We start from the raw sequence: 20,635 nt of genomic DNA on the forward strand, positions 1-20,635 counted from the left end.
TCGATTAATCTATGGCTTTTATATTGAGGTTATTATTATTTTGCTTTGTATTTCAGATTACCATTGCTGCTTTGTCTATGAATTATATTATGTAGGAATTAGTAAACTGTTTGCTTTACTAATACATCATTCTTATAATGTATTGATTTATGATTTCATAAAACAAAAGTCTGCTTGTACATAATGTAATCCCTTCCTCTATCCCTAATAAGCTCTTACTGGTGATATAAGATGTACTGCTGCAGATTTCTCTCCTGCTTCAATCAATATCGGTCTCATAGAACCACCAAAGCTTAAAGTAATCGTTTCTTCTTTTATTGCTCTTAAAGCATCAACCATAAAACGCCCATCGAAAGATATATTTAATTGTTTTTCACCTTGAATCGCATCTATTTGTTGCGTTTCGGATATTTGCCCAATTTGAGAAGCATTTGAAGAAATTTTAATTGTAGATTCGTTTATGATTTCTAAGTTAACATTGTTATTGGCCCATTCACTTGCTAATAAACTTGATCGGTCTACACCTTGTAATATCTTTTTTCTATCTATGTTAATAATCGTTTTAAAGTCGTTCGGAATAAGATTAGAAATATTAGGATATTTCCCTTCGATTAGTCTTGAATATAATGTAGTTGTTCCGAGCGTAAATATAATATGACTCTCTGAAAGATAGATATATACGAATTCTGAATTGCTGTTCATTAATTTTAGAAGTTCACTAATGGTTGCGCTTGGTACAATACAATTTGCTTTTACATCTGAGGAAAGCAATGTTTCACGTATCGCTAGTCTATGTGAGTCAGTTGCAGCACAAATTAACTTATTATTAGATAACTCTATATGCACCCCAGTAAGAACAGGTCTAGATTCATTTTTCGCTACCGCAAAGACTGTTTGTTTAAATACTTCAATCAATTGCTCTGTCTCTACTTTGATTTCTGCATGATTGTCTATAAGCGGTACATTCGGAAACTCATCTGCAGGAAATCCATTTAAACTTAATGTGATTTCTTCTGATTGTATCGTAATTAATTGCTCATTCTTACTTTTTATTGCTATATCACTTGGCATTTTCTTTATTATTTCAATGAAATACTTTGCAGGTACAACAATAGTTCCTGCCTTTAAAATAGTTGCAATCTTTTCGTCTTCAATTGAAACAGGAATGAATTTTTCGATAAAAATATTCGAGTTACTTGCGATTAAAGTAATTCCAGATTGATCTGCAGTTATTTTTATACCAGATAATATAGGAATTAAAGATTTTGTTGATATTGCTTTACTTACTTCTGAAAGTGCTTGAGTGAATTGTTTGTGATTAACGATAAACTCCATGTTTTCCCCGCCTTACATGAGATAATATTTTTATGAAGATTGATGAACGATTGTTCCGTTAAAAAAATAAGGTACTGTTTCTTTCTTTTGTAATAAATCTAGTAAATGTTCTGGTATGCGTAAATATGGAGCTGCTATATGTAATTCCATCCAAGTAATCTCTTCAATTTCTTTTGGCCTTGATATATATGTCTCTCCGCCAATTATTTCACCTAGAAAATTAAAGAAAATTGCATGATGATCTCTTTCCTCGAAAAAGGCTTCGCTGATAGAACAAATCCCTTTTACGTTTATATGTAACCCTGTTTCTTCTTTTACTTCTCGAATTACTGCTTCTTCCAATGTTTCTCCTAATTTAACTGCGCCACCTGGTAATGTATAATAAGAACCATTTTCCCCTTTGTTTTTTACCATTAAAATCTTTTCATTAGTTTTATCGTACAAAATCGCGTATGTAACATTAACTTTTTTCATATGTACCTCCTCTATTTTTAATAAAAGGAATTTTCTGTCTTCTATTCATTCTACCATTAACTCCTTTTAATATATATAAGTTAGTTAAGTCTTGCCTTTACCACTATTGGTGGAGTTAATAAGAATAGGCTACTGATATAAAAAAAGAACGTACCTTAGGAAGATTATCCAAAGTACGTTCTTGCAGTTTTAGTATAAAAATTGATTCAATTAATACTGAAATTAATAATAACCTCGCCCTTATTGCATTTGTATTTCAAATACTAACGTTAACAAATTCTATATACTTTTTAACCGTTTTTCTAAATAATAATGATTATGTCCTTTCGGATGATCTTCACTTACTCCAATTACTTTATATCCATGTTTCTTATAAAAATCAGGTGCTTGGAAACTAAAAGTATCTAAATTAATTAACCTACACCCTTTTTCAATTGCAAATTCTTCAATAAGCTTTATTAACTTGCTTCCGTAACCTTCATGCCTATATTCTTCAGAAACCCATAGAAAGTCAACGTATACATGGTGCCAAAAAGTTATTGCTGTTACCCCACCTACTATTTCTTCTTTTTCATTTCTTACTATGAAACTAACCTTTTCTGAAGGTGTTTTTTCTTCATCTGCAAGATATTTTTGATTGTATTCAATTACTTTCTCTCTTATGTAATCACTATCTTCTTGTACCCACTGCTGTACTATTTTCATTTTAAGTGTCACGCTCCTTTTTACTTATCTATTCAATTTTATAATGAAATTGTCCTGTCTTTAATAAGTTCGTAAAGAAGCAAAGTTAATGGAATAAAAAAGAGCCCTAACATGAGGACTCTTTTTAAAATTAAGCCACTTTCCGATGTAAATGTTTTAGTTCCTTTTTCTTCTCTGCATTTGGTGGACGGATTAATATTGAAATAATGAAGGAAATAACACTTAAAATACCGATTATAATGAAAGTTGGTTGAAATCCCCCAAGTATCGCTCCAATAAATGATCCTGCAAGCGCACCAAATCCAAAACCTTGGTAGACAATCCCGTAATTTGTACTATGGTTTTTTAATCCAAAAAAATCTCCGACAATAGCTGGGAATATAGTTATATTACCGCCGAAGCAAAAGGCGACACTTGCTACACAAGCAAAATAGATTCCGTAATTTAGCGGAATAAAACTTAAAGTAAAGACTGACAAACCTATAATAATAAACGTTGCAGAGACAATTTTCATTCGCCCGATTTTATCTGATAACGTCCCAAGAATGATTCTACCTACTGTATTAAAGATTGCAATCATAGCAACGGCGTTTGCAGCGGTTGCTGCGCTAAGTCCAACGAGTTGTACACCGATATCTTTTACCATACTGATTAAATACAAACCACCCATACACGAGGTGAATAACATAAAAAATAGCAGATATACTTGTTTCGTTCGCATCATTTCACGCGGAGTATAGTCATTGTGTAATGTTTCAGTTACAGCATTACTTACAATTGCCTCACGTAAGAAGAACGATCCGATTAACACTAAAAGTAACACGATAATACCCCAATATAAGAATGCTTGTGATACACCAAGGTTATCGATAAGATTTCCGTTTATATATCTAAAGATTAAGCTGCCCATTCCATACGCTGATACAGATATACCTGAAATAAGCCCTTTCCGATTTGGAAACCATTTAATTAAATTAGATAGTGATGTAATATAAGCTGTTCCATCCGCATAACCAACAACGACACCAGCTAATAAATATAATAGTGGTAAGGAAGAAACTTGTGAACTAAGTATTAAGCCGAGTCCTAAAACAATTCCTGCAGTAGCAATAAGTTTCCGAAGTCCTAATTTTTTCTGTAACTTTGCTGCAAATAAAGTTGAGAATGATAAAGAAAAACTTGTTATAGAGAAAGTTATCGCTACTGCATTAAGATTCCATCCAAACTTACTTACAAGGGGTTGATTAAATAAACTCCATGTATAAATTGTTCCAAGTCCAATTTGAACAATGATTGTACCTAGAACAATTAGTAACGGATTTATAGAAGTTTGTTTCATACTAACTGTCCCCTTCTTTTATCTTGACATGAATTTTCACAGTTAGTATATCCATCATAAATTGCAAGATACTGTACGGAAAATGGTAATTAAGTTCATATACACAAAAAGACACTTCATAAAGAAGTGCCTTTTGCAGGTTATATCAGATGTTTCTAAAGAAAGCTTTGTTAAGATAAGCCATTTTCAAATGCTTATGTATATATGTTATCAAATAATTTCTTATATGTGATGAGACTTAAGACGTATTTTTCATTCATCATATAGTCGGATGAAAAATTAATATTCGATTTCATCAAAATCCTTCGGCTGCGGTACAGTTTGCATATTAGCTGCATCTTTAGGATCGCTATAAATCGCATTTTGCTCTGTATTTACATCTTTTATATTTTGTTTTTTATTTTTGTTCACTTTATCTTTCACTTTCAATCACTCCTTTTTGTTATAGGAGTAATTATGCCCTATTACCGTTACTAAATGTATCAGCGACTAAATTACTAAATTCACGTAAATAATATAAGTAATTATCACCGCCGTAGTTATATCTTTTGTTATACATTTTTGCAACAACTACATTATATTCAGGTATTACTAAAATGGTCGGTCCAGTAATCCCTAATATTTGATAAGCCCCTTTTGGAACACGTTCACCAAGTTCGCTTAATCGCGCAGGCTCATTTTGGATGAACCAAAACAATCCATTTTGTGGTAGCTCTTTGTTTATATATGTTGGACTCTGCAAACTCGTAGCGATTTTTATAACTTCTTTTGGAACAATTTGTTTATCATCTATCCTACCTTGATTTAAATGAAGATTGCCCCACTGCGCAAATTCTCTAGCTGTGACAAACAAATTTTTTTCAGTACCGTCATCTACCGTACCAATTTCACTAATTGCGTCTTCATTTGGATTATTAACAACGTCAACTAAATTTTCATCTCGCTGAACTCTCCAACCTGTTTCTTGAAAATTAGCAGGCTTAAAAACACGCTCCTTTAACAATTCAGGAAAACTTTTGTTATATAGCTGATAAATAAGACGTGTCATCATTCTTACATTAATATCTCTATACGCCCATGATTGTCCTGGTTCAAATTCACGAAAAATTGTCCTGTCGTTCGTTTCTTCTAATCCGTGCGAATGTGTTACTAAATGTCTTATCGTCGTTTTACTAAGCAATGCAGGATCAAAGTCTTTAAAATATTTTATCGCTTCATCATCAATAGAGTTTATTTTTCCCTCATAAAGCGCATACGCTATCATTAATCCTAAATAACTTTTTCTAGCAGAAGCAACGTTAAATTGTGAATTTTCTGTTACTTTATTGCTTGTAGATGTATTTGAGTGATAACCACTATAATGCTCTAGTACGATTTTATTATCTTTTATAATACAAAGTGCTGTAGCAGAACTATGATTTTTTTCTTTTATATCCTCTACCCAAGAAATCAACTTATCATATGTATACAAATAAATCCCTCTTAATACACATCAAAATTACAGCATGAAAGAAAAGTGCAAAATAATTTTCACACCTTTCTTTCAAGTAAAATAGCTTTGATGTTCTATACTTAAATGATCCACCAGTTCCAGCAATTAAAGCAACTGAAACATCCTGCGCATCCTATACATCCACCGCAACGACCTGCACAACCACCACATCTACCGCCACATCCACCGCAACGTCCACCACAACCGCCACATCCGCCGCAACGACGTGCATCGTCTTGAATGTAATAGTATGGATATTGACTTTGTTGTTGATCCCAATACACAACATTGCCAGTTTGATAATCATTAAGGTTTAATGATTGTAGTTCTTGTTGAAACTGATTCATTATGAAACCCTCCATTTATAAATGTAAATTCCGTCCAAATATTAAAGTTAATAAATTCTTGTAAACAAAGTAGAAACAAGACTATAGACTAAATACGTACATCAACAAAATATGAACTTACACTAGGTAATGTACCTTGTTTTTTAGCCTATTTTCTTTATATTCATTTGATGGACATATTTACTATAAATAAAGTGATTTAAAAATTACTAATCCAACAATTTAGTAGTTCATCATTTAACTTACTTTCTAGTAATTCCTTTACTAAAGGCATTGGCATGATTTCATAATGATTTAAGGCTTCTTTATTATAAGCTATCCAGTGAAATGCTAAATGAGACTCGCTAGATTTCGGTGTTAAGTCCGTATGTAAATCTTGTGACTCTACTTCAAAAATGTGGTTAATTTCATGATGAAGAACTTTTTTATCTTGCCATTGATTTTCTATGACTCCTAAAAATTGTTGTATACTACAGTTTACTCCAAGTTCTTCTCTTAACTCTCTTATTAATGCATTCTCTGCTGATTCTCCAATTTCAATATGGCCACCAGGTAAAAAATAATGATGGCCAATATATTCAGCAACTAATAATTTTTCATCTTTTATCATGACTGCTCGTACAATATGATGGAATTTACTTTTCAATTGATATCCCTCCTAGTTATTCAATGTATAGTTGCTCAAAATAGTCATTTAGTATTGGTATAATATAAATCATAGGTGTTTCATACGGATGAATATCATTAATAACTTCAAGAGCATCTTTTACAAGTTCTCGTTTACACTTTATTTCAACTTTACATTCTTGCCCTTCGCATATTCGCCCAATTTCTCCATTAAAAGGAGATGCCTCGTCTAAAGGTCTCCAATATCCTTTCACTGAACTATAGGAAAGACAATGGTCATATTCGCCCGTTTTACATGCTCCAGTTTTATTTAATTCATCCCTTAATGTTTCAATATATTCTTCAGGAATGAACACTTCAATTTTCACTTCAGTAAATTGCATATTTCATTTCACACCTTTACTTCTTAATAGTTAAACAAATAAACGGTATACTTGCTCACCATCATACTCCTGTCCTAATGATATGAAACCATATCGTTCATATAATTTCTTTGCAGAGAGATTATCTTTATGTACGGTTAATCTTATTTCTTTACACGATTTAAAAGTATTTTTTATTATATTAATACTTTCTTGTAATGCTGCTTTTCCATAACCATTACCTTGTTGCGATTGATCAATAATAAATCCGTTAATCCAATACATATCCGATGTCTCTATTACAACAGCATGCATAACAAAACCAACCATAAGGTCACCATCGTATATAGCGAATGGTATGTACTCTACATTGTCACCATCTGGTTTTATATATACTTTAGCAAGTGAAACTGCTACAGCGGGGACAAATTTTCTTTGATCTTCTTTAACTTGTAACTTTAATGCATCTTCCCAATTGTCTCTCGTAACAACCTTTAACTGGACATTCAATATTGTAAGCTCCCTTATATAGAGGATGTATGTTTATATTCAACGTAGCGAAATAATTCCCTTTTTCGACAACAACTTATAACATAATTTTTATAAAATCTTGAATGAATTTTTGTTCATCTATTTCTAGTGCTATATGGGCTCCATCAGATATAGAGCTAGGGCGAAAATCAGCAAATGTTTGTCCTTTCGTATCTCCGTATGTATCTACATTTACTGTACGATGCACAAATTCAAAAAAACTTGGATTTACTAATCCGCTTATTGCAACCACATCATGTAGCAAAGGTCCTTCCATAGATGGATTAAGTTTTTGGTATGCGGATAGGTAGTAGTCATACATTGGTTTCATTATCATATGAAATGGATTCTTTGCATTAGCTTGAATATAGTTAAATACATTTGGTGTTAACACAGCTTTGTTTGTTACATTTAAAGGGAATATGAATAAATTCTTTGCTTGATGGAAAACAATTTTACTTGCTATCGGATCTCCATACACGTTTGCCTCTGCTAATGGCGTAACGTTTCCTACTTCTAAAAAAACACCACCCATGAAATAGATTCCTTTTACATTTAGCATTAAATCATTCCATAAATTAAAAGCAATTGCTAACGAGGTAGATCTTCCTACATCAACAATCGTTAAATCTTTTCCGTACTTTATAAGAATCGCAGCAATACTGCCGAAATTATATATTGGAATAGATAATATATTTTCTGGAACATGGATGGGCCCTAATCCTTCTGCTCCGTGAATTTCAGGATAGTACGTAGTGATTTCTTCTGTAAGTGGTTTTGTTGCACCACTAATGACAGGAATGTCTTGTCTATTTGCTAACTGTAAAATATACGCTGCATTATGTGCAGCATGTATATGCTCAACATTTCCGTATCCGGTTACAATACCGACAATTTCAATTTCGGGATGCAGTAAACCATACATAATGGCAAATGAGTCATCAATACCTGGGTCTCCGAAAAATAATACTTTTTCCAAGAAATACTCTCCCTTCATAAAAACATAGAGTCATCAATAACTATGTATATGAAAAAAGCAAGTATATCTATGCGAATTTTAGAATGGATAATGTTTTACAAAACATTAAAAAGGAACTAGCGAATGCTAATTCCTTTCTTCAGTAACCATTCTCAAATTTAATTAATTATCGTATCCTTCATAAATTGCATCATTTATTAGATTTTGTGTTTTTTTATCATCAGGTACAGGCTTCCACCAATTTCCTGTAATAAATAACATAGTTAATAAATTATAACTATCACTAAAATAACTTTCTTTCTTATTCTTCATCCAATCCCAACCGCTATTTACCCACTTTTGATTATTGCTACTCGTTATACTTGCAGCAATAAACGGTGAAACAAATACAGCAGTTGAATAACTACCAATATTGGATCCGTTTAATTGATAACCATCCACAATTTTAGAAGGATTTCCATTCGTTTTATTTTGAATCCATGAAGAGACTTTATCAGAAATGACTTTACTTCTTTTCTCGCCGTACATCGCATAGTCCATTACAATTCTCAATGGTACCCGACTAGCATTGTAATAATATGCATTTGTATATTCTGACTCATCTAAGAAGTCTTTAGGTGCGGGTTGTGGTGGGTTTTTTACAACGAAATCTGAAATAAGTCCTGTATTTGGAGAGTACTTATTACTAAATTGCGTATAAACATCGTACAAATTATTAATAACAGTAAGCCAAGTTTTATCACCTGTAAATTCATAAAATGCTCTAAGGTGTGACATCATCCAATCAGATGGTCTCGTATCAAGTGAACTTTTAGAATCCCAATCTCCTAAATTTAGTCGGTTATTATTTGTAACATTACTAGCTTTAATACCTTTTGTAATCATGTCTTGTGCTTCTTTCAAATAATTAACTGTTCCATTAGATCCCCACTGCTTATGAGCAAGAAGAAGAGAATACGCAATATCTAAATCTCCATCAGTAGCAGAATCAAAATGACCTTGTGCTTTTTTACTATCTGCGACAACCCATCCCATTAAATTAGAATTTTGAGAGCTTTTAAAAGTTCTTGCTGTTTTAAATAAACCGTCATAGATTTTTTGAGCATTCGAATCATAACCAGCCATTAATACTGTAATTATCATCCCATATCCTTGACCTTCTGAAGTTCCAAGTGGCTTAAACCCATCCGCATCACCTGTAATCTCTCCTTTTACGTAATAACCACCAGGTAAAGAAGATAAATCATTTTTCAAATATTTCTTTTTCCAATTATCATAGTAACCTCTTACAGAAGCATTTAAACTTTCCTGTGTAACATGATTCGGTTTTATAACACCTGCATAATTAACTTGCTGGGGAAATGGTTTCATTTCCTTTGCAGCAGCTACTTGTTGATTAACTACAGGAATAGAATTTTGTACTGAATTGTCCGTTACACTTGCTGCGAAACTAGAATTAGAAAAACTAGCTAGTCCGATTCCTACAATAGAAATACATGTGAAAAATTTTCTTTTTCCATTCATTATGTTGTCAGCTCCTTTTAAAATGCTTACTACATAAAATGTAACATACAATATTTAACTGAAATACAAAATATTATATTTATCAACATAAGAAAGAAACTATATGAAAAAGTATCATAAAATCATTATTGAATTACATTATACGGATTGATTATTTGCTAAATTCCTATGTTTTTCTTTTCTTAATACTGGTATATGAGCAATCACAATTCCAAGTATAGTAATTCCGCCGCCAATTATTGAAACTAAAGTTGGCACTTCTCCTAACCATATCCAAGCAATGAAACACGCAGTTATTGGCGTTAAATATAGAGAACTTGTTGCTTCAGAAGCACCAGCACGAGATATAATATAGGCCAATGCAATATACGGGAGTACTGTTGGAAAGACACCTAAATATATAACACTCAAGTTAACTTCAAGAGGAGCTGCTAATATTTCTTGATAAACTCCGGGTAAGAAAATAAGCATACATACAGTACTAGACAAAATTGTATATATGGTAAATGGTAAGAAGCCGTATTTTTTTAAGTAAGATGTTTGGAAAACGAAAAATAGACTTTCTGAAATCGCCGCTAATAATATAAATAATCCCCCGCTATTCAATTGAATAGCGTCGCCTTGGCTAAATGAAATTAAGGCAATTCCTGCAAAACTCATTACACCACCGATCCAGCCATTTAATTTCATTTTTTCATTCAAAAAAACAGAAGCAAGAATTGCCGTTACTATTGGAGTGACTGAAATTATTAAACTTGCAGATCCAGCATTTACTGTTTTTTCGCCGTAATTTAATGCGATGTGATAAATAGTAAACCCTAAAGCACCAAATATAAAAATTGCTGGGATATCCTTTAAATCCGGTAGTCGTAGTTTGTATATAAATGAAAATAACAAAAGTATAAATGAGGCGATTAATAAGCGTAGTAAAGTAAGGTGTTCAGGCGTATAAGATTCAAGCCCCATACGAATTGCTGGAAAAGCAGTTCCCCATATAAGAATTGTAAAAGCGTGAGCACATATAATGCGTAAATCCCATTTTTTATTATGCATATTTTCTCTCCTTCCCTAAAAAACCAACCATTTTTAAATTACCAATTATTTCTTTTCATCATATTTAATAGTTGATACAATGTCTTCAACCAGTTATTTATCGGAAAAACCAACCACTTTGAATCTTTTAAATAAACGAAGGAGTTTTTTATATGACGACCGATAAAAAAGTGCCCAAATATCAGCAGATAATAGACTATATGAAAGAAAAAATTGAAAACGGAGAATGGCCAATTGGAAGTAAAATCCCTAGTCAGCGGCAGTTAGCAAAATTATTTCATGTAAATCGAAGTACTGTAATTACTGCGCTAGATGAACTTATAGCAGATGGTTTAATTCAAGGACAAATCGGAGCAGGAACAATTGTAACAAATAATACATGGTCATTATTAGCAACTAATCCTCCGCCCGATTGGAGTGAATATGTAAAAGCCGGTATTCATAAACCAAGTAAGTTAATGGTGCGAGAAATAAATGAAGCAGAAGCAAATAAAACGCTTATCCATCTTAGTAAAGGTGAACTTGCACCTCATCTTTTCCCACTCGAAACTATGCAATCTATAATAAAAAACGTCAGTGAGGAATTAGATTATTTCGGATACGAAGAACAAAAAGGTATTTATCCGTTACGTGAAGCAATAAGCAAATATGTAAGATCATTTGGAATACATGCATCACCGGATTCTATATTAATAGTCTCTGGTGCACTCCAAGCATTACAATTAATATCGATTGGTCTTTTACATAGAAAATCAACTGTTTTACTTGAACAACCTTCTTACTTATATTCACTTCATGTTTTTCAATCAGCAAATATAAATTTATCCGGTATATCAATGGACCATCACGGTATTTTACCTAACGACTTATTAAAACGAATTAAATATAGTCAAAAGAATAATATTTTATATTCAATCCCTTGTTTTCAAAATCCAACGGGGATATTGATGTCCAAAGAGCGAAGAAAAGAAATATTAAAAATATGTGAAAAAGAGCAGTTGCCTATCATCGAGGATGATATTTACCGAGAGTTATGGATTGATGAATCACCTCCAGCTCCTTTAAGGTCGATGGATAAACATGGACATGTATTATATATTGGTAGTCTCTCTAAAACACTTAGCCCAGGACTTAGAATTGGATGGATAATCGGACCAGAACCTGTTATTGATAGATTGTCAGATATAAAAATGCAAACAGACTATGGATCCAGCTCTTTATCTCAAAGAGTAGCTGCTGAATGGATAAATGAAGGTTTTTATGAAGAACATGTAGCAAACGTAAGAATGCACCTGAAAGAGCGAAGACAAATAATGATACGAGCTTTAAATAAATATTGTGCAGATATTGCATCATGGGATATTCCTAGTGGTGGATTTTTTATATGGCTAAAGGTTATACATAACATTCCGATGAAAAAACTATTTTCAGAGGCACTATCAAAAGGAATTCTTTTAAATCCGGGACGTATTTATGAAGAAGAATCAGATCAGTACATTCGTTTATCATATGGATATGCTACTCCAGAACAAATGACTAACGGAATTAAATTGCTCAGTGAATTAATTCGGAAGTTAACGGCATAAAAAAAATCCTCTTTTGTTTTTGGAGGATTTTTTTATGTATCTTATTTACCACAATTTCATTTCCTGCCCTAATAAAATAAGCTCTTCATAAGGATCTCCGTCAATATTTAATACTTGAGCAAAAGCAGGTTCTGTTTTTAAACCTTGTTCCTTTAAGCGAATAACTTCTTCCCTTATATGGGGATGCTGCATTAATAGCATGTGCTCCACTATCATGTGTCTATATGCATTTTGATTACGCACTGGCTTCGGTTGAGCAAATAATTCAAATTCAAAACCTTCGAATTCAAAATTCACCTTTATCGATTCAGTACCTTTAATTTTTTTCTTTTTAATGTTGAACCCTCCATAAGAACCATATAAAGATCTCATTTCCTGCTCAAAAACATCAAAATTATATACTTCCATTACAATATCTAAGTCAGATTGAGGAGTATCAATTCTTATAGGGATTGTCCCGCAAAGAACGGGATTATATAAAGCTAAATCCTCCATTATGTTTAGGCTATTCAAAACATCATATATTTTTTGTTGTTTCTCATTGCCCGATTGTAAATATGTAATAGATGTAAACATAGAAGTCTCTCCTTCATTTCACGTAATACGTGTCTCACTAAACTCAAGAAAAATTTGTCCGTTTAAACTTGTTCTTGAAGTACCTTTACTTCAATATATTAAAGTGAATAAACAATATGTTTCAACTTTTCTCCTATGCTGCAATACTATAAAAATAAAAAGGGAGGAATTATGATGAGCATTTTCAACATTCTTTTAACCATCCACATATTATTTGGAACGATATGTTTAATAACTGGGATAATAGCGATGGTTGCTCAAAAGAAGAAAGGTAAACATACGGAATGGGGTGAAATATATCACGCATCCTATGTCGTTATCACCGTTACTGCCATTATATTATCCATTATAAACTGGGATAAAATCGCATATTTATTTTATGTAGCAATCTTCTCTTATTCATTTGCGATTTATGGATACCTTGCACGAAAAAAACGTTGGAAAAATTGGCTCCATCACCACATTAGAGGTATGTTAGGTTCTTATATAGGTGCAGTCACCGCACTTTTAGTAAATGTCGGCATCCATATTCCCATTATAAATTTACTTCCGCCAATATGGTTTTGGTTTTTACCCACCTTAATTGGTATCCCCCTCGTAGCCAGTGTATCAAAAAAATATAAAAAGCGTAGTTAAACTTCATTACATTTTCGTTACTTTCTGATGATTATTATGAAAAATCATACTCAATGTAATATTTTATTTATAAATTCAAGATCGTATTGCTTTAAGTTAGTCACTTAGCGCTAAATAAGAAGAATCCAATAACAGTATTGGATTCTTTTTCAAATTTCATTTCAATATCGGCTTTATGCATTCAATGATGTTACCATTTGGACCAAAAACCATCTTTGTATACTTGTGGGTACTTGTTTTATTGGTTCAGTGATAATTACACCATTATAGTTTAAGATTGTAATAACGAATGTAAACGATCCGGGTAATTCGTAAACATCCCATCAACGCCCCATAAAAGTAACTTTTTCATATCTTTTTCATTATCTACAGTAAATGGATGAACTTCTAATCCGTGTTTCTTTATTCTCTTTACATAAGCGGAATCAATATATTTATAGTTCATCCCAAGACCGATGCAGTATGTTTTATACTTTTTTATCTCTAATTCAGTTAATTGAACTGACTTTTTGTAAGGTAGTAATTGTACTAGCGGTAAAGTAACATCTAAACTATGAATTTTTTGCAGACTTTCTTCACTAAATGATTGAATAATAACGTTATCACTTATTTCGTAGTGCTGTATAATTTCTAATAGCTTCTCTTCCATACCAGCGTATTCATCTGGTGATTTTGTTTCAATATAATAGTTTGCACCATTCCCGAACGTTTCAATAATTTCTTCTAGTGTTGGGACTTTAGCATCTTCAAAGTCTTTCTTTGCTAAACTTGGATGCTTTTCATTGAAAAAAGAACCTGCATTAAGTTTCTTTATTTCTTCTAATGTATGTTCCTTAACTAGACCCGTACCATTTGTAGTGCGGTTTACTGTTTCATCATGCATAGCTACTAAATGTCCGTCTTTTGTCATTTGAAGATCAATTTCTATATAATCTCCTTTTAATTGTTGTCCTAATTTATACGCTGCTATTGTATGTTCCGGCGCATACGCAGAAGCGCCTCTATGTGCAATGTTTTTTATATGATTTGCTTGATTAATAGCTTTCGTGTACTTACGTTCATCTACTTTATGTAAAACGAAAGTACCTAGTAATATAATGGTGCAAATGATTGTAATGATATATATCTTTTTCATAATGATGTATTAACTCCTACATGAAAGCAATTTGGATCGAATAATTTATTCAATTAAATGTCGATTTTCAAATACAGTCATTTGTCCAACAGATTGAAAACCAGCCTTTTTATAAATATTAATCCCATCAGGTGAAGCTTGTAATACGCATTGAGAAACTTTCAATTGTTTTGCTTCTTGCAGCAAGTAATTAAACATAGTGGAGCCAAATCCTTGCCCTCGCATTTTTTCTTTAGTTGCTATATCATAAATACCAATACTATCTTTTGTACATACTAATGAACCAACAGATACGACTTCATCTTTAAAAATCCCTAAATATAGTTTCATTTTTTCACTATTCCATAAATCGAAAGAAGCAGTTTCATTATAAAATGTTTGCACATGTATACCTTCCTCTGATGTACCAAATAGATTAGCTAACGTTTCCCCAAACTTTTTAATTTGTCCTAACGAAGATGCTCTTTGTATCGTAAAACCTTCTGGCATTTTTATTGTTGGTTGAATTGTCTTTAAGTCTGCTACCATCGCAATATTTTGTTCTGCTTCTTTTAAGCCAAGTTTTATTAATTCGTTTTTTATAGCCTGTTCATAGCTATTATCCCAAAACCAAACACACATTGGAAACTTCTTTTTATTATAGTTGTTTATCACTTTATATAATTTCTCAATGTCTTCCGTTACATCATTGTTTAGTAAAGTAATGATATTAAATGTATCTGCAGGTAAACCACAATCTACAGCAATGTAGTCCTTCGTTTCTTTTACATTCATTTCATGTACATGACGCGCAATATATGACATTTTATATGTGAAGTTATCTATTAATAACTGTTTATAATTCATTCTTTTTTCTCCTTTCATAAAAATTCGTATTCAAATCGTTCAGTATTAAATATAACATATACGAAATGTAACTATTTCTATAAAAATATCTCTATAAATCACTCTATACGCTCTGAAAGAATTAAAAATGATATAACGTTGTCGGAATGAAAAAAGTGGTATATAATAAATATTAACATTACTAGTAATTATTTTAGGTATTCCTAGAATAAAGGAGCGATACATATGAAAATTACTATTTATTTCGGAAGTCATGAAGATCAAGATGTTCGTACTATGGACTGTCATTTAGATGTAGAAGATACAGAAGAGATTGTTTCTGTATCATAATATAAATTGTAGGGATGAACCCTCTTCCCTACAGCGTTTAAGGCACCCTTTACAGGTGTCTTTTTTGTTGTTTTTTTCGTCAAAAACCCTTTACTTTATAGCGTTTTAATAGTAAAATATAAATATACGAACAAACGTTCTTTTTATTTTAATTGTACATGAAGGGATGATTTTAACAATGGCTCCATTAAAGCGCAGAGGAAGAAAAAAGCAAGCACCTATTATTTCAAATACAGGCTTTATCGGCTCTGTCTTTATTGATACATTGGAGTTACAAAAGAAATCCTATTATTTCGCTCGTAAAAAACTTCAAATTGTTCATCACGTACTTGATGGCCTCTCTGGGGCAACAAGTTCTCTATTTAAAGAACATAACATTTCAGCATACATGTCATGTGTGTATTTACATAAACAAAAGAAAATCGGCTTTGTTCTTTCAACGAAACCATTTGAACAAAGTGATGGTATTGCTTATTTTGTAAATTATTTAATCGAAAAGAATTTTTACGGTAATGATGAAGAAGTAGAATATCAAGAAGTATTTAATACAGGTTTTATTGGTGTAGTATTCGCTGATTTATGTAGTATAGATCGCTTTAATTTCGAGTTTGAAATGGGTATGTTAACGAAATTAATGAAAGATATGATTATTCCGGTTAAAGAACTCTTTTTACGCCACAATGTACCGGCTTACATCTCCACTTCTCATTTAGAAGAACAAAACAAATTAGGTTTCGTTTTATCTGTAAAACCGTATGATGAACGTGCAGAAGCAGATTTATATTTTGAAGCGTATTTAAAAGAGCGCGGGTTATTTATTGGTGATGAAGAAGATGATATTGATAAGATTGTTATTAGAAAAACAGCTGAATTACGATAGAAAAGCGCAGGATGCTGATCCTGCGCTTTTTAAGTTACGTTAAACACTATAATCTTTTGAATGAATTTCTAAATTTAACTTAGTTGCTAAAATTTTATTCAAAGTAAAAAATACAACCCCTCCTGCAATGGGAAGCGTGTAGGCTGGAATGAAATTTAATAACAGTCCTGATATTGCAAGTGCTATTGGCTGCATTATTTTACCTAAGCTTAATCCAATACTAAGAACTCTTCCTCTATATTCTTCAGGAATCTCATTTTGCATGAAATACATTAAAGGAATATCAATTTGTGCTATCATAAATCCTAAAAAGAACATAATCATGCAATACGTAGTAACATATACCAAATTATTTACTACAATAGGTTTAAATAAAACAGGTATTCCTGAAACTATCATAAAAATTGCCAACATAAAACTTATTTTTTTCAATAGATAAGAATAAGAAAAACAATCAGTTATCTTTTTTACTAATATTGCACCAACTATCATACCTATCGGAAAAGTCCCTTGAATCATACCAAATTGCTTAGAATTAAGATTGAGAACTGTGTTAATAATGTATGGCAACGGAACGGTTACAGCAAAGCCTAAAAAGAAATTAAGAGAAATTAAAATACTAAAAGTATTTTTTAAGCTTTTCCGCTCCAATAAGTAAGAGTATCCCTCCTTTATATCTTCAATAAAATTAATTTCTCTAATTGAACATTCCTCATTTATGTTTTGCTCAAACAATTTAAAGTTAATAAACAATATAGAAATAGCCGAAAGGATAAATGAAATACCATTTATAATTATAAAAATTTTAATATCAAAGACTGCAAAAACAATCCCCCCTAACATAGGCCCTAAAATTAAAGATATAGAATCGATAATTTTACTTATAGAATTAATACTCATTAACCGTTCTTTAGTAACCATATTCGGTTTTACGGCCTCTAATCCTATTCCAAAAAACGTTGTAAATACTGTCATAAGAAAGGTAGTAGTATAAATAATGAATAAGTTTAATCCATAATAGTTGCTTAATATATAAACAGTTATTAATAAGCACCCGCTTAGTACATCCATGCAAACGACGAGTTTCTTTTTATCAACCTTATCAGCAATGACACCAGCAAATGGATTCATAACAATCATTGGGATCGTTCCTAATATGAGCGTAATCGCAAAATGTAACGCAGATCCGGTTATTTGTAAAACATACAATCCTAATGCAAAACTATAAATTGAGCTACCGAATAGTGATACTGTTTTTGCAATTGAATATAAACAAATATTTCTTAGTTCTTGGTTTCTTTTTTTATTTTCTATATGTAATCGTAAACTTCCCATCACTTTTCCCCCACTTTTCTTTGTATTACATAAAGTGTAAATTCTCGGGTTAACCCAATATCAATACACTGTGTTTAAAAATTACTACAAAGAAATGAAAAAAGATGGGGTTAACCCCGTGCACATCAACTGAAGATATTAGTGCCTCCTACAACGATAAAAAATAAAATGATTAATAAGATCACATGTACAAATGCAAATTTTTTATTGAAATCTAAAAAATAATATGGTATCTTCTATTACGTTGATTAATTACATATGAGAATCATGTATAACTCCAAGAATATGGCTTGGGGGTCTCTACCAGGAACCAACAACTCCTGACTACAAAATGCGTCTTTTAGCGTTTGTAGTCAGGAGTTTTTTTGTTCTACGGTAAATAATGCAGAGAAGGGAATATAAAAAATGAATTTCAAAGTATTTATATTAGCTTTAGCAACGATAGCGGTAGGTCTTGTAGAGCTTATCGTTGGAGGAATATTGCCAGACATCGCTAAAGATTTTAATGTTTCATTAAGTTCTGCTGGTCAATTAATTACAATTTTCGCCTTTACTTATGCAATAGCAGGTCCTGTATTATTGATTTTCACAAGTAAAGTGGAAAGAAAAAAATTATATATTATTTCACTTTACATTTTTCTAATTGGTAATCTACTTACTTATTTTAGTCCGAACTTTACTTTTATGATGATAGCAAGAATTTTAACTGCTATGAGTACTGCTTTAGTTGTAGTACTTTCCCTAACAATTGCAGCTAAAATTGTTAATCCCGCTTATCGAGCAAAAGCATTAGGATTAATTTATATGGGTATTAGTTCTTCACTTGTACTAGGAGTACCACTAGGCATATTAATTTCAAACACATTTGGCTGGAGAATTATTTTTTTATGTATAGCTATTTTATCATTGGGGTCTATTATCTTAATTTCAGTATTTTTAGATAAAATACCTGGAGAGGAAAACCGAACTCCTTTATCTATCCAATTAAAGGCCGTTTGTAGTCTTAAACTAGGATCTGCCCATCTAGCTACCATGTTTATGTTAGCAGGACACTATACTCTATATGCTTATTTTACTCCTTTTTTAGAAAATAAGTTTCACCTAAGCCCTTATTGGATTAGCATATTTTATTTAGTGTTTGGTATAGCTGCAGTAAGTGGCGGTGCGTTTGGCGGTGTATTATCAGATAAAATAGGCGCTCAAAAAAGTATTTTGATAGTTATTACTCTATTTGCTCTAATCTTATTTATATTACCGTTTACTGCAGTTTCTATTATCCTATTTATTCCTGTTATGATAGTTTGGGCTGCATTGAGTTGGGGGCTTGCACCACCTCAACAAAGTTATTTAATCCAAACTGCCCCGGATACGTCAGATATACAGCAAAGTTTTAATAATTCAGCCCTACAAATAGGAATTTCACTCGGCTCTGCAGTTGGAGGTATAGCTTTAAAACAAGTACATAATGTCGCCAATATGGCCTGGGTTGGTGGATCTTTAGTTTTATTATCTTTAGGTTTGGCTATCTTTTCTCTTACTAGACATACACCGACAAGAGACTGTCCAGTGAGTGCTAAACATTTAGATTAACATTCTCTTTTTCTTTTCATCGTAAAAAGTATAGATAGGAATCGTCATAAATAGTCCCGTTATAAAAACGGACTTTTTATGACGGAGTTAACCCCATCTTTTTCCGAAAAATGAATATGTATAAATTTCTTCTCCTTGAACAAAGAAATCCTCGTACTTTCCCCCTCGTATCAAATAATTTGAAGTACTTTCATCAATCGATTGAAACTGTAGATTTTGGATTTCTTTCGTTACTTTTGAAAGTGAAAAATTTGCTCGAAAGTTATTTGTAATTTGACTATTTGAGCTGAAATTTTTAAATAAAATAAATAAACTTAATAAATAACAATCAGATTTAAAAAGTGGATTTAATTCGTGAAGTAAAAAATTCTCATGCTCAAAACTATAATTGCTCGTACCAGAGTGATCAATTACAATATCAACAGACTGATTTTGAATAGGGATGTTCAAAAAATCAGCACAAATAAAGAGAATGTTTCTTTTAGGATTTTTTCTCGCTAATACATCTTTTAAAAATAAAAGTTTATCTAAATCTCGATCCACTGCAATGTATAGGCAATCTTCTGGTAGTTCTTCACAAATATTTCTCAAAAAGAATCCGAGTCCCGATCCTATATCTAGTATTAATTTGTTATTTAAATCTAAATGTAATAGTTTCTTTTTCGCCCATTCCCCTTCTCTATGCATATTTTCCAAATAAGCATTATCAGTTTCATGAATATAATCCGCAATAGTATCATCAAGTGACGTCCGCTCATTTGCTTTAAATAATTTACCAGCAATTACAATTCCTGAAGTAATCATGTATTCTTCACCACAATTACAAATTAACTTCCCCTCTGTAATTTGATTGTTAGTAATAATTCCATCGTGAAGAATTAATTTTTTGCTACACTTAGAACATGCGAGTAAATGTAGTACACTTAAATCTATCCCTATAATTGAATTAGAAG

22 protein-coding genes and 1 riboswitch are annotated in these 20,635 nt (G+C 31.8%); of the genes, 4 read left to right on the plus strand and 18 right to left on the minus strand.

Translation table 11 applies throughout. From position 1 onward, the window contains the following. Positions 1–204: 204 nt before the first annotated feature. The 13 genes from dnaN to GBN91_RS18510 form a co-directional block, all read right to left on the minus strand. Complete coding sequence (dnaN, locus tag GBN91_RS18455; protein ID WP_016122605.1) at positions 205–1,335, minus strand: DNA polymerase III subunit beta; 1,131 nt, start codon at positions 1,333–1,335, stop codon at positions 205–207. Between the two features lie 30 nt (positions 1,336–1,365). Further along, a complete protein-coding gene (locus GBN91_RS18460) occupies positions 1,366–1,809 on the minus strand; it encodes an NUDIX hydrolase (RefSeq protein WP_000757601.1) in 444 nt (147 codons plus the stop codon). A gap of 279 nt (positions 1,810–2,088) precedes the next feature. After that, complete coding sequence (locus GBN91_RS18465) at positions 2,089–2,514, minus strand: GNAT family N-acetyltransferase (protein WP_152121942.1); 426 nt, start codon at positions 2,512–2,514, stop codon at positions 2,089–2,091. 130 nt (positions 2,515–2,644) lie between these two features. Further along, entirely contained in the window at positions 2,645–3,853 is a 1,209-nt protein-coding gene (locus GBN91_RS18470; RefSeq protein WP_000815117.1) for an L-lactate MFS transporter, read from the minus strand. 279 nt (positions 3,854–4,132) lie between these two features. Next, complete coding sequence (locus tag GBN91_RS28920; protein ID WP_000653680.1) at positions 4,133–4,276, minus strand: hypothetical protein; 144 nt, start codon at positions 4,274–4,276, stop codon at positions 4,133–4,135. 31 nt (positions 4,277–4,307) lie between these two features. Continuing rightward, positions 4,308–5,324 (minus strand): serine hydrolase domain-containing protein, encoded by a 1,017-nt coding sequence (locus tag GBN91_RS18475; RefSeq protein ID WP_152121944.1) that lies wholly within the window; start codon positions 5,322–5,324, stop codon positions 4,308–4,310. A gap of 101 nt (positions 5,325–5,425) precedes the next feature. Continuing rightward, entirely contained in the window at positions 5,426–5,692 is a 267-nt protein-coding gene (locus GBN91_RS18480; RefSeq protein ID WP_001071389.1) for a heterocycloanthracin/sonorensin family bacteriocin, read from the minus strand. A gap of 199 nt (positions 5,693–5,891) precedes the next feature. Next, positions 5,892–6,338, minus strand: a complete 447-nt coding sequence (locus GBN91_RS18485; RefSeq protein WP_152121946.1) for an NUDIX domain-containing protein — start codon at positions 6,336–6,338, stop codon at positions 5,892–5,894. Positions 6,339–6,354: 16 nt separating this feature from the next. Continuing rightward, on the minus strand, positions 6,355–6,702 hold the full coding sequence (gene cutA / locus GBN91_RS18490) for a divalent cation tolerance protein CutA (protein ID WP_152121948.1): 348 nt from the start codon (positions 6,700–6,702) through the stop codon (positions 6,355–6,357). Between the two features lie 30 nt (positions 6,703–6,732). Beyond that, on the minus strand, positions 6,733–7,191 hold the full coding sequence (locus tag GBN91_RS18495; RefSeq protein ID WP_046392770.1) for a GNAT family N-acetyltransferase: 459 nt from the start codon (positions 7,189–7,191) through the stop codon (positions 6,733–6,735). A 76-nt stretch (positions 7,192–7,267) separates the two neighbouring features. Beyond that, entirely contained in the window at positions 7,268–8,191 is a 924-nt protein-coding gene (locus GBN91_RS18500; RefSeq protein ID WP_025709391.1) for a nucleoside hydrolase, read from the minus strand. A gap of 162 nt (positions 8,192–8,353) precedes the next feature. Further along, a complete protein-coding gene (locus GBN91_RS18505; protein WP_152121950.1) occupies positions 8,354–9,715 on the minus strand; it encodes a family 8 glycosyl hydrolase in 1,362 nt (453 codons plus the stop codon). Between the two features lie 138 nt (positions 9,716–9,853). Beyond that, complete coding sequence (locus tag GBN91_RS18510) at positions 9,854–10,768, minus strand: DMT family transporter (protein ID WP_000551620.1); 915 nt, start codon at positions 10,766–10,768, stop codon at positions 9,854–9,856. 152 nt (positions 10,769–10,920) lie between these two features. Between GBN91_RS18510 and norG the strand changes: the two genes are divergently transcribed. Then, positions 10,921–12,354, plus strand: a complete 1,434-nt coding sequence (gene norG, locus GBN91_RS18515) for an efflux pump transcription regulator NorG (RefSeq protein WP_152121952.1) — start codon at positions 10,921–10,923, stop codon at positions 12,352–12,354. A gap of 45 nt (positions 12,355–12,399) precedes the next feature. Here norG and GBN91_RS18520 read toward each other — a convergent pair whose 3' ends face one another. Beyond that, positions 12,400–12,930 (minus strand): DUF4269 domain-containing protein, encoded by a 531-nt coding sequence (locus tag GBN91_RS18520; protein WP_000495197.1) that lies wholly within the window; start codon positions 12,928–12,930, stop codon positions 12,400–12,402. A 174-nt stretch (positions 12,931–13,104) separates the two neighbouring features. Here GBN91_RS18520 and GBN91_RS18525 point away from each other — a divergent pair, with 174 nt between their 5' ends. Then, the gene (locus GBN91_RS18525; protein ID WP_000021727.1) at positions 13,105–13,566 is read left to right on the plus strand and encodes a DUF2306 domain-containing protein; all 462 of its coding nucleotides are present in this window, start codon (positions 13,105–13,107) and stop codon (positions 13,564–13,566) included. 271 nt (positions 13,567–13,837) lie between these two features. On the opposite strand, the gene GBN91_RS18530 is transcribed toward GBN91_RS18525, so the two are convergent. Then, positions 13,838–14,701, minus strand: a complete 864-nt coding sequence (locus GBN91_RS18530; RefSeq protein ID WP_000725523.1) for a glycerophosphodiester phosphodiesterase — start codon at positions 14,699–14,701, stop codon at positions 13,838–13,840. Positions 14,702–14,746: 45 nt separating this feature from the next. Continuing rightward, positions 14,747–15,547: a GNAT family N-acetyltransferase gene (locus GBN91_RS18535; protein ID WP_152121954.1), complete on the minus strand. Its 801-nt coding sequence runs from the start codon at positions 15,545–15,547 to the stop codon at positions 14,747–14,749. Between the two features lie 496 nt (positions 15,548–16,043). Here GBN91_RS18535 and GBN91_RS18540 point away from each other — a divergent pair, with 496 nt between their 5' ends. After that, entirely contained in the window at positions 16,044–16,757 is a 714-nt protein-coding gene (locus GBN91_RS18540; protein WP_058839778.1) for a hypothetical protein, read from the plus strand. A gap of 39 nt (positions 16,758–16,796) precedes the next feature. Here GBN91_RS18540 and GBN91_RS18545 read toward each other — a convergent pair whose 3' ends face one another. Continuing rightward, entirely contained in the window at positions 16,797–18,092 is a 1,296-nt protein-coding gene (locus tag GBN91_RS18545; protein ID WP_152121957.1) for an MFS transporter, read from the minus strand. Between the two features lie 247 nt (positions 18,093–18,339). Then, positions 18,340–18,439, plus strand: a riboswitch (purine riboswitch). 58 nt (positions 18,440–18,497) lie between these two features. Here GBN91_RS18545 and GBN91_RS18550 point away from each other — a divergent pair. Beyond that, entirely contained in the window at positions 18,498–19,682 is a 1,185-nt protein-coding gene (locus GBN91_RS18550) for an MFS transporter (RefSeq protein ID WP_001009821.1), read from the plus strand. Positions 19,683–19,769: 87 nt separating this feature from the next. On the opposite strand, the gene GBN91_RS18555 is transcribed toward GBN91_RS18550, so the two are convergent. Then, the coding region (locus GBN91_RS18555) for a class I SAM-dependent methyltransferase (RefSeq protein WP_152121959.1) at positions 19,770–20,635 on the minus strand (866 nt) is incomplete at its 5' end.

This window comes from Bacillus sp. B1-WWTP-T-0.5-Post-4 (assembly GCF_009183795.1).
GTDB lineage: Bacteria > Bacillota > Bacilli > Bacillales > Bacillaceae_G > Bacillus_A > Bacillus_A cereus.

Coding starts and splice junctions, on each gene's coding strand:
- GBN91_RS18525 (WP_000021727.1), top strand. CDS start 13,105: ATGAGCATTTTCAACATTCTTTTAACCATCCACATATTATTTGGAACG.
- GBN91_RS18465 (WP_152121942.1), bottom strand. CDS start 2,514: ATGAAAATAGTACAGCAGTGGGTACAAGAAGATAGTGATTACATAAGA.
- GBN91_RS18540 (WP_058839778.1), top strand. CDS start 16,044: ATGATTTTAACAATGGCTCCATTAAAGCGCAGAGGAAGAAAAAAGCAA.
- GBN91_RS18535 (WP_152121954.1), bottom strand. CDS start 15,547: ATGAATTATAAACAGTTATTAATAGATAACTTCACATATAAAATGTCA.
- GBN91_RS18545 (WP_152121957.1), bottom strand. CDS start 18,092: ATGGGAAGTTTACGATTACATATAGAAAATAAAAAAAGAAACCAAGAA.
- GBN91_RS18510 (WP_000551620.1), bottom strand. CDS start 10,768: ATGCATAATAAAAAATGGGATTTACGCATTATATGTGCTCACGCTTTT.
- cutA (WP_152121948.1), bottom strand. CDS start 6,702: ATGCAATTTACTGAAGTGAAAATTGAAGTGTTCATTCCTGAAGAATAT.
- GBN91_RS18460 (WP_000757601.1), bottom strand. CDS start 1,809: ATGAAAAAAGTTAATGTTACATACGCGATTTTGTACGATAAAACTAAT.
- dnaN (WP_016122605.1), bottom strand. CDS start 1,335: ATGGAGTTTATCGTTAATCACAAACAATTCACTCAAGCACTTTCAGAA.
- GBN91_RS18470 (WP_000815117.1), bottom strand. CDS start 3,853: ATGAAACAAACTTCTATAAATCCGTTACTAATTGTTCTAGGTACAATC.
- GBN91_RS18480 (WP_001071389.1), bottom strand. CDS start 5,692: ATGAATCAGTTTCAACAAGAACTACAATCATTAAACCTTAATGATTAT.
- GBN91_RS18530 (WP_000725523.1), bottom strand. CDS start 14,701: ATGAAAAAGATATATATCATTACAATCATTTGCACCATTATATTACTA.
- norG (WP_152121952.1), top strand. CDS start 10,921: ATGACGACCGATAAAAAAGTGCCCAAATATCAGCAGATAATAGACTAT.
- GBN91_RS18550 (WP_001009821.1), top strand. CDS start 18,498: ATGAATTTCAAAGTATTTATATTAGCTTTAGCAACGATAGCGGTAGGT.
- GBN91_RS18520 (WP_000495197.1), bottom strand. CDS start 12,930: ATGTTTACATCTATTACATATTTACAATCGGGCAATGAGAAACAACAA.
- GBN91_RS18505 (WP_152121950.1), bottom strand. CDS start 9,715: ATGAATGGAAAAAGAAAATTTTTCACATGTATTTCTATTGTAGGAATC.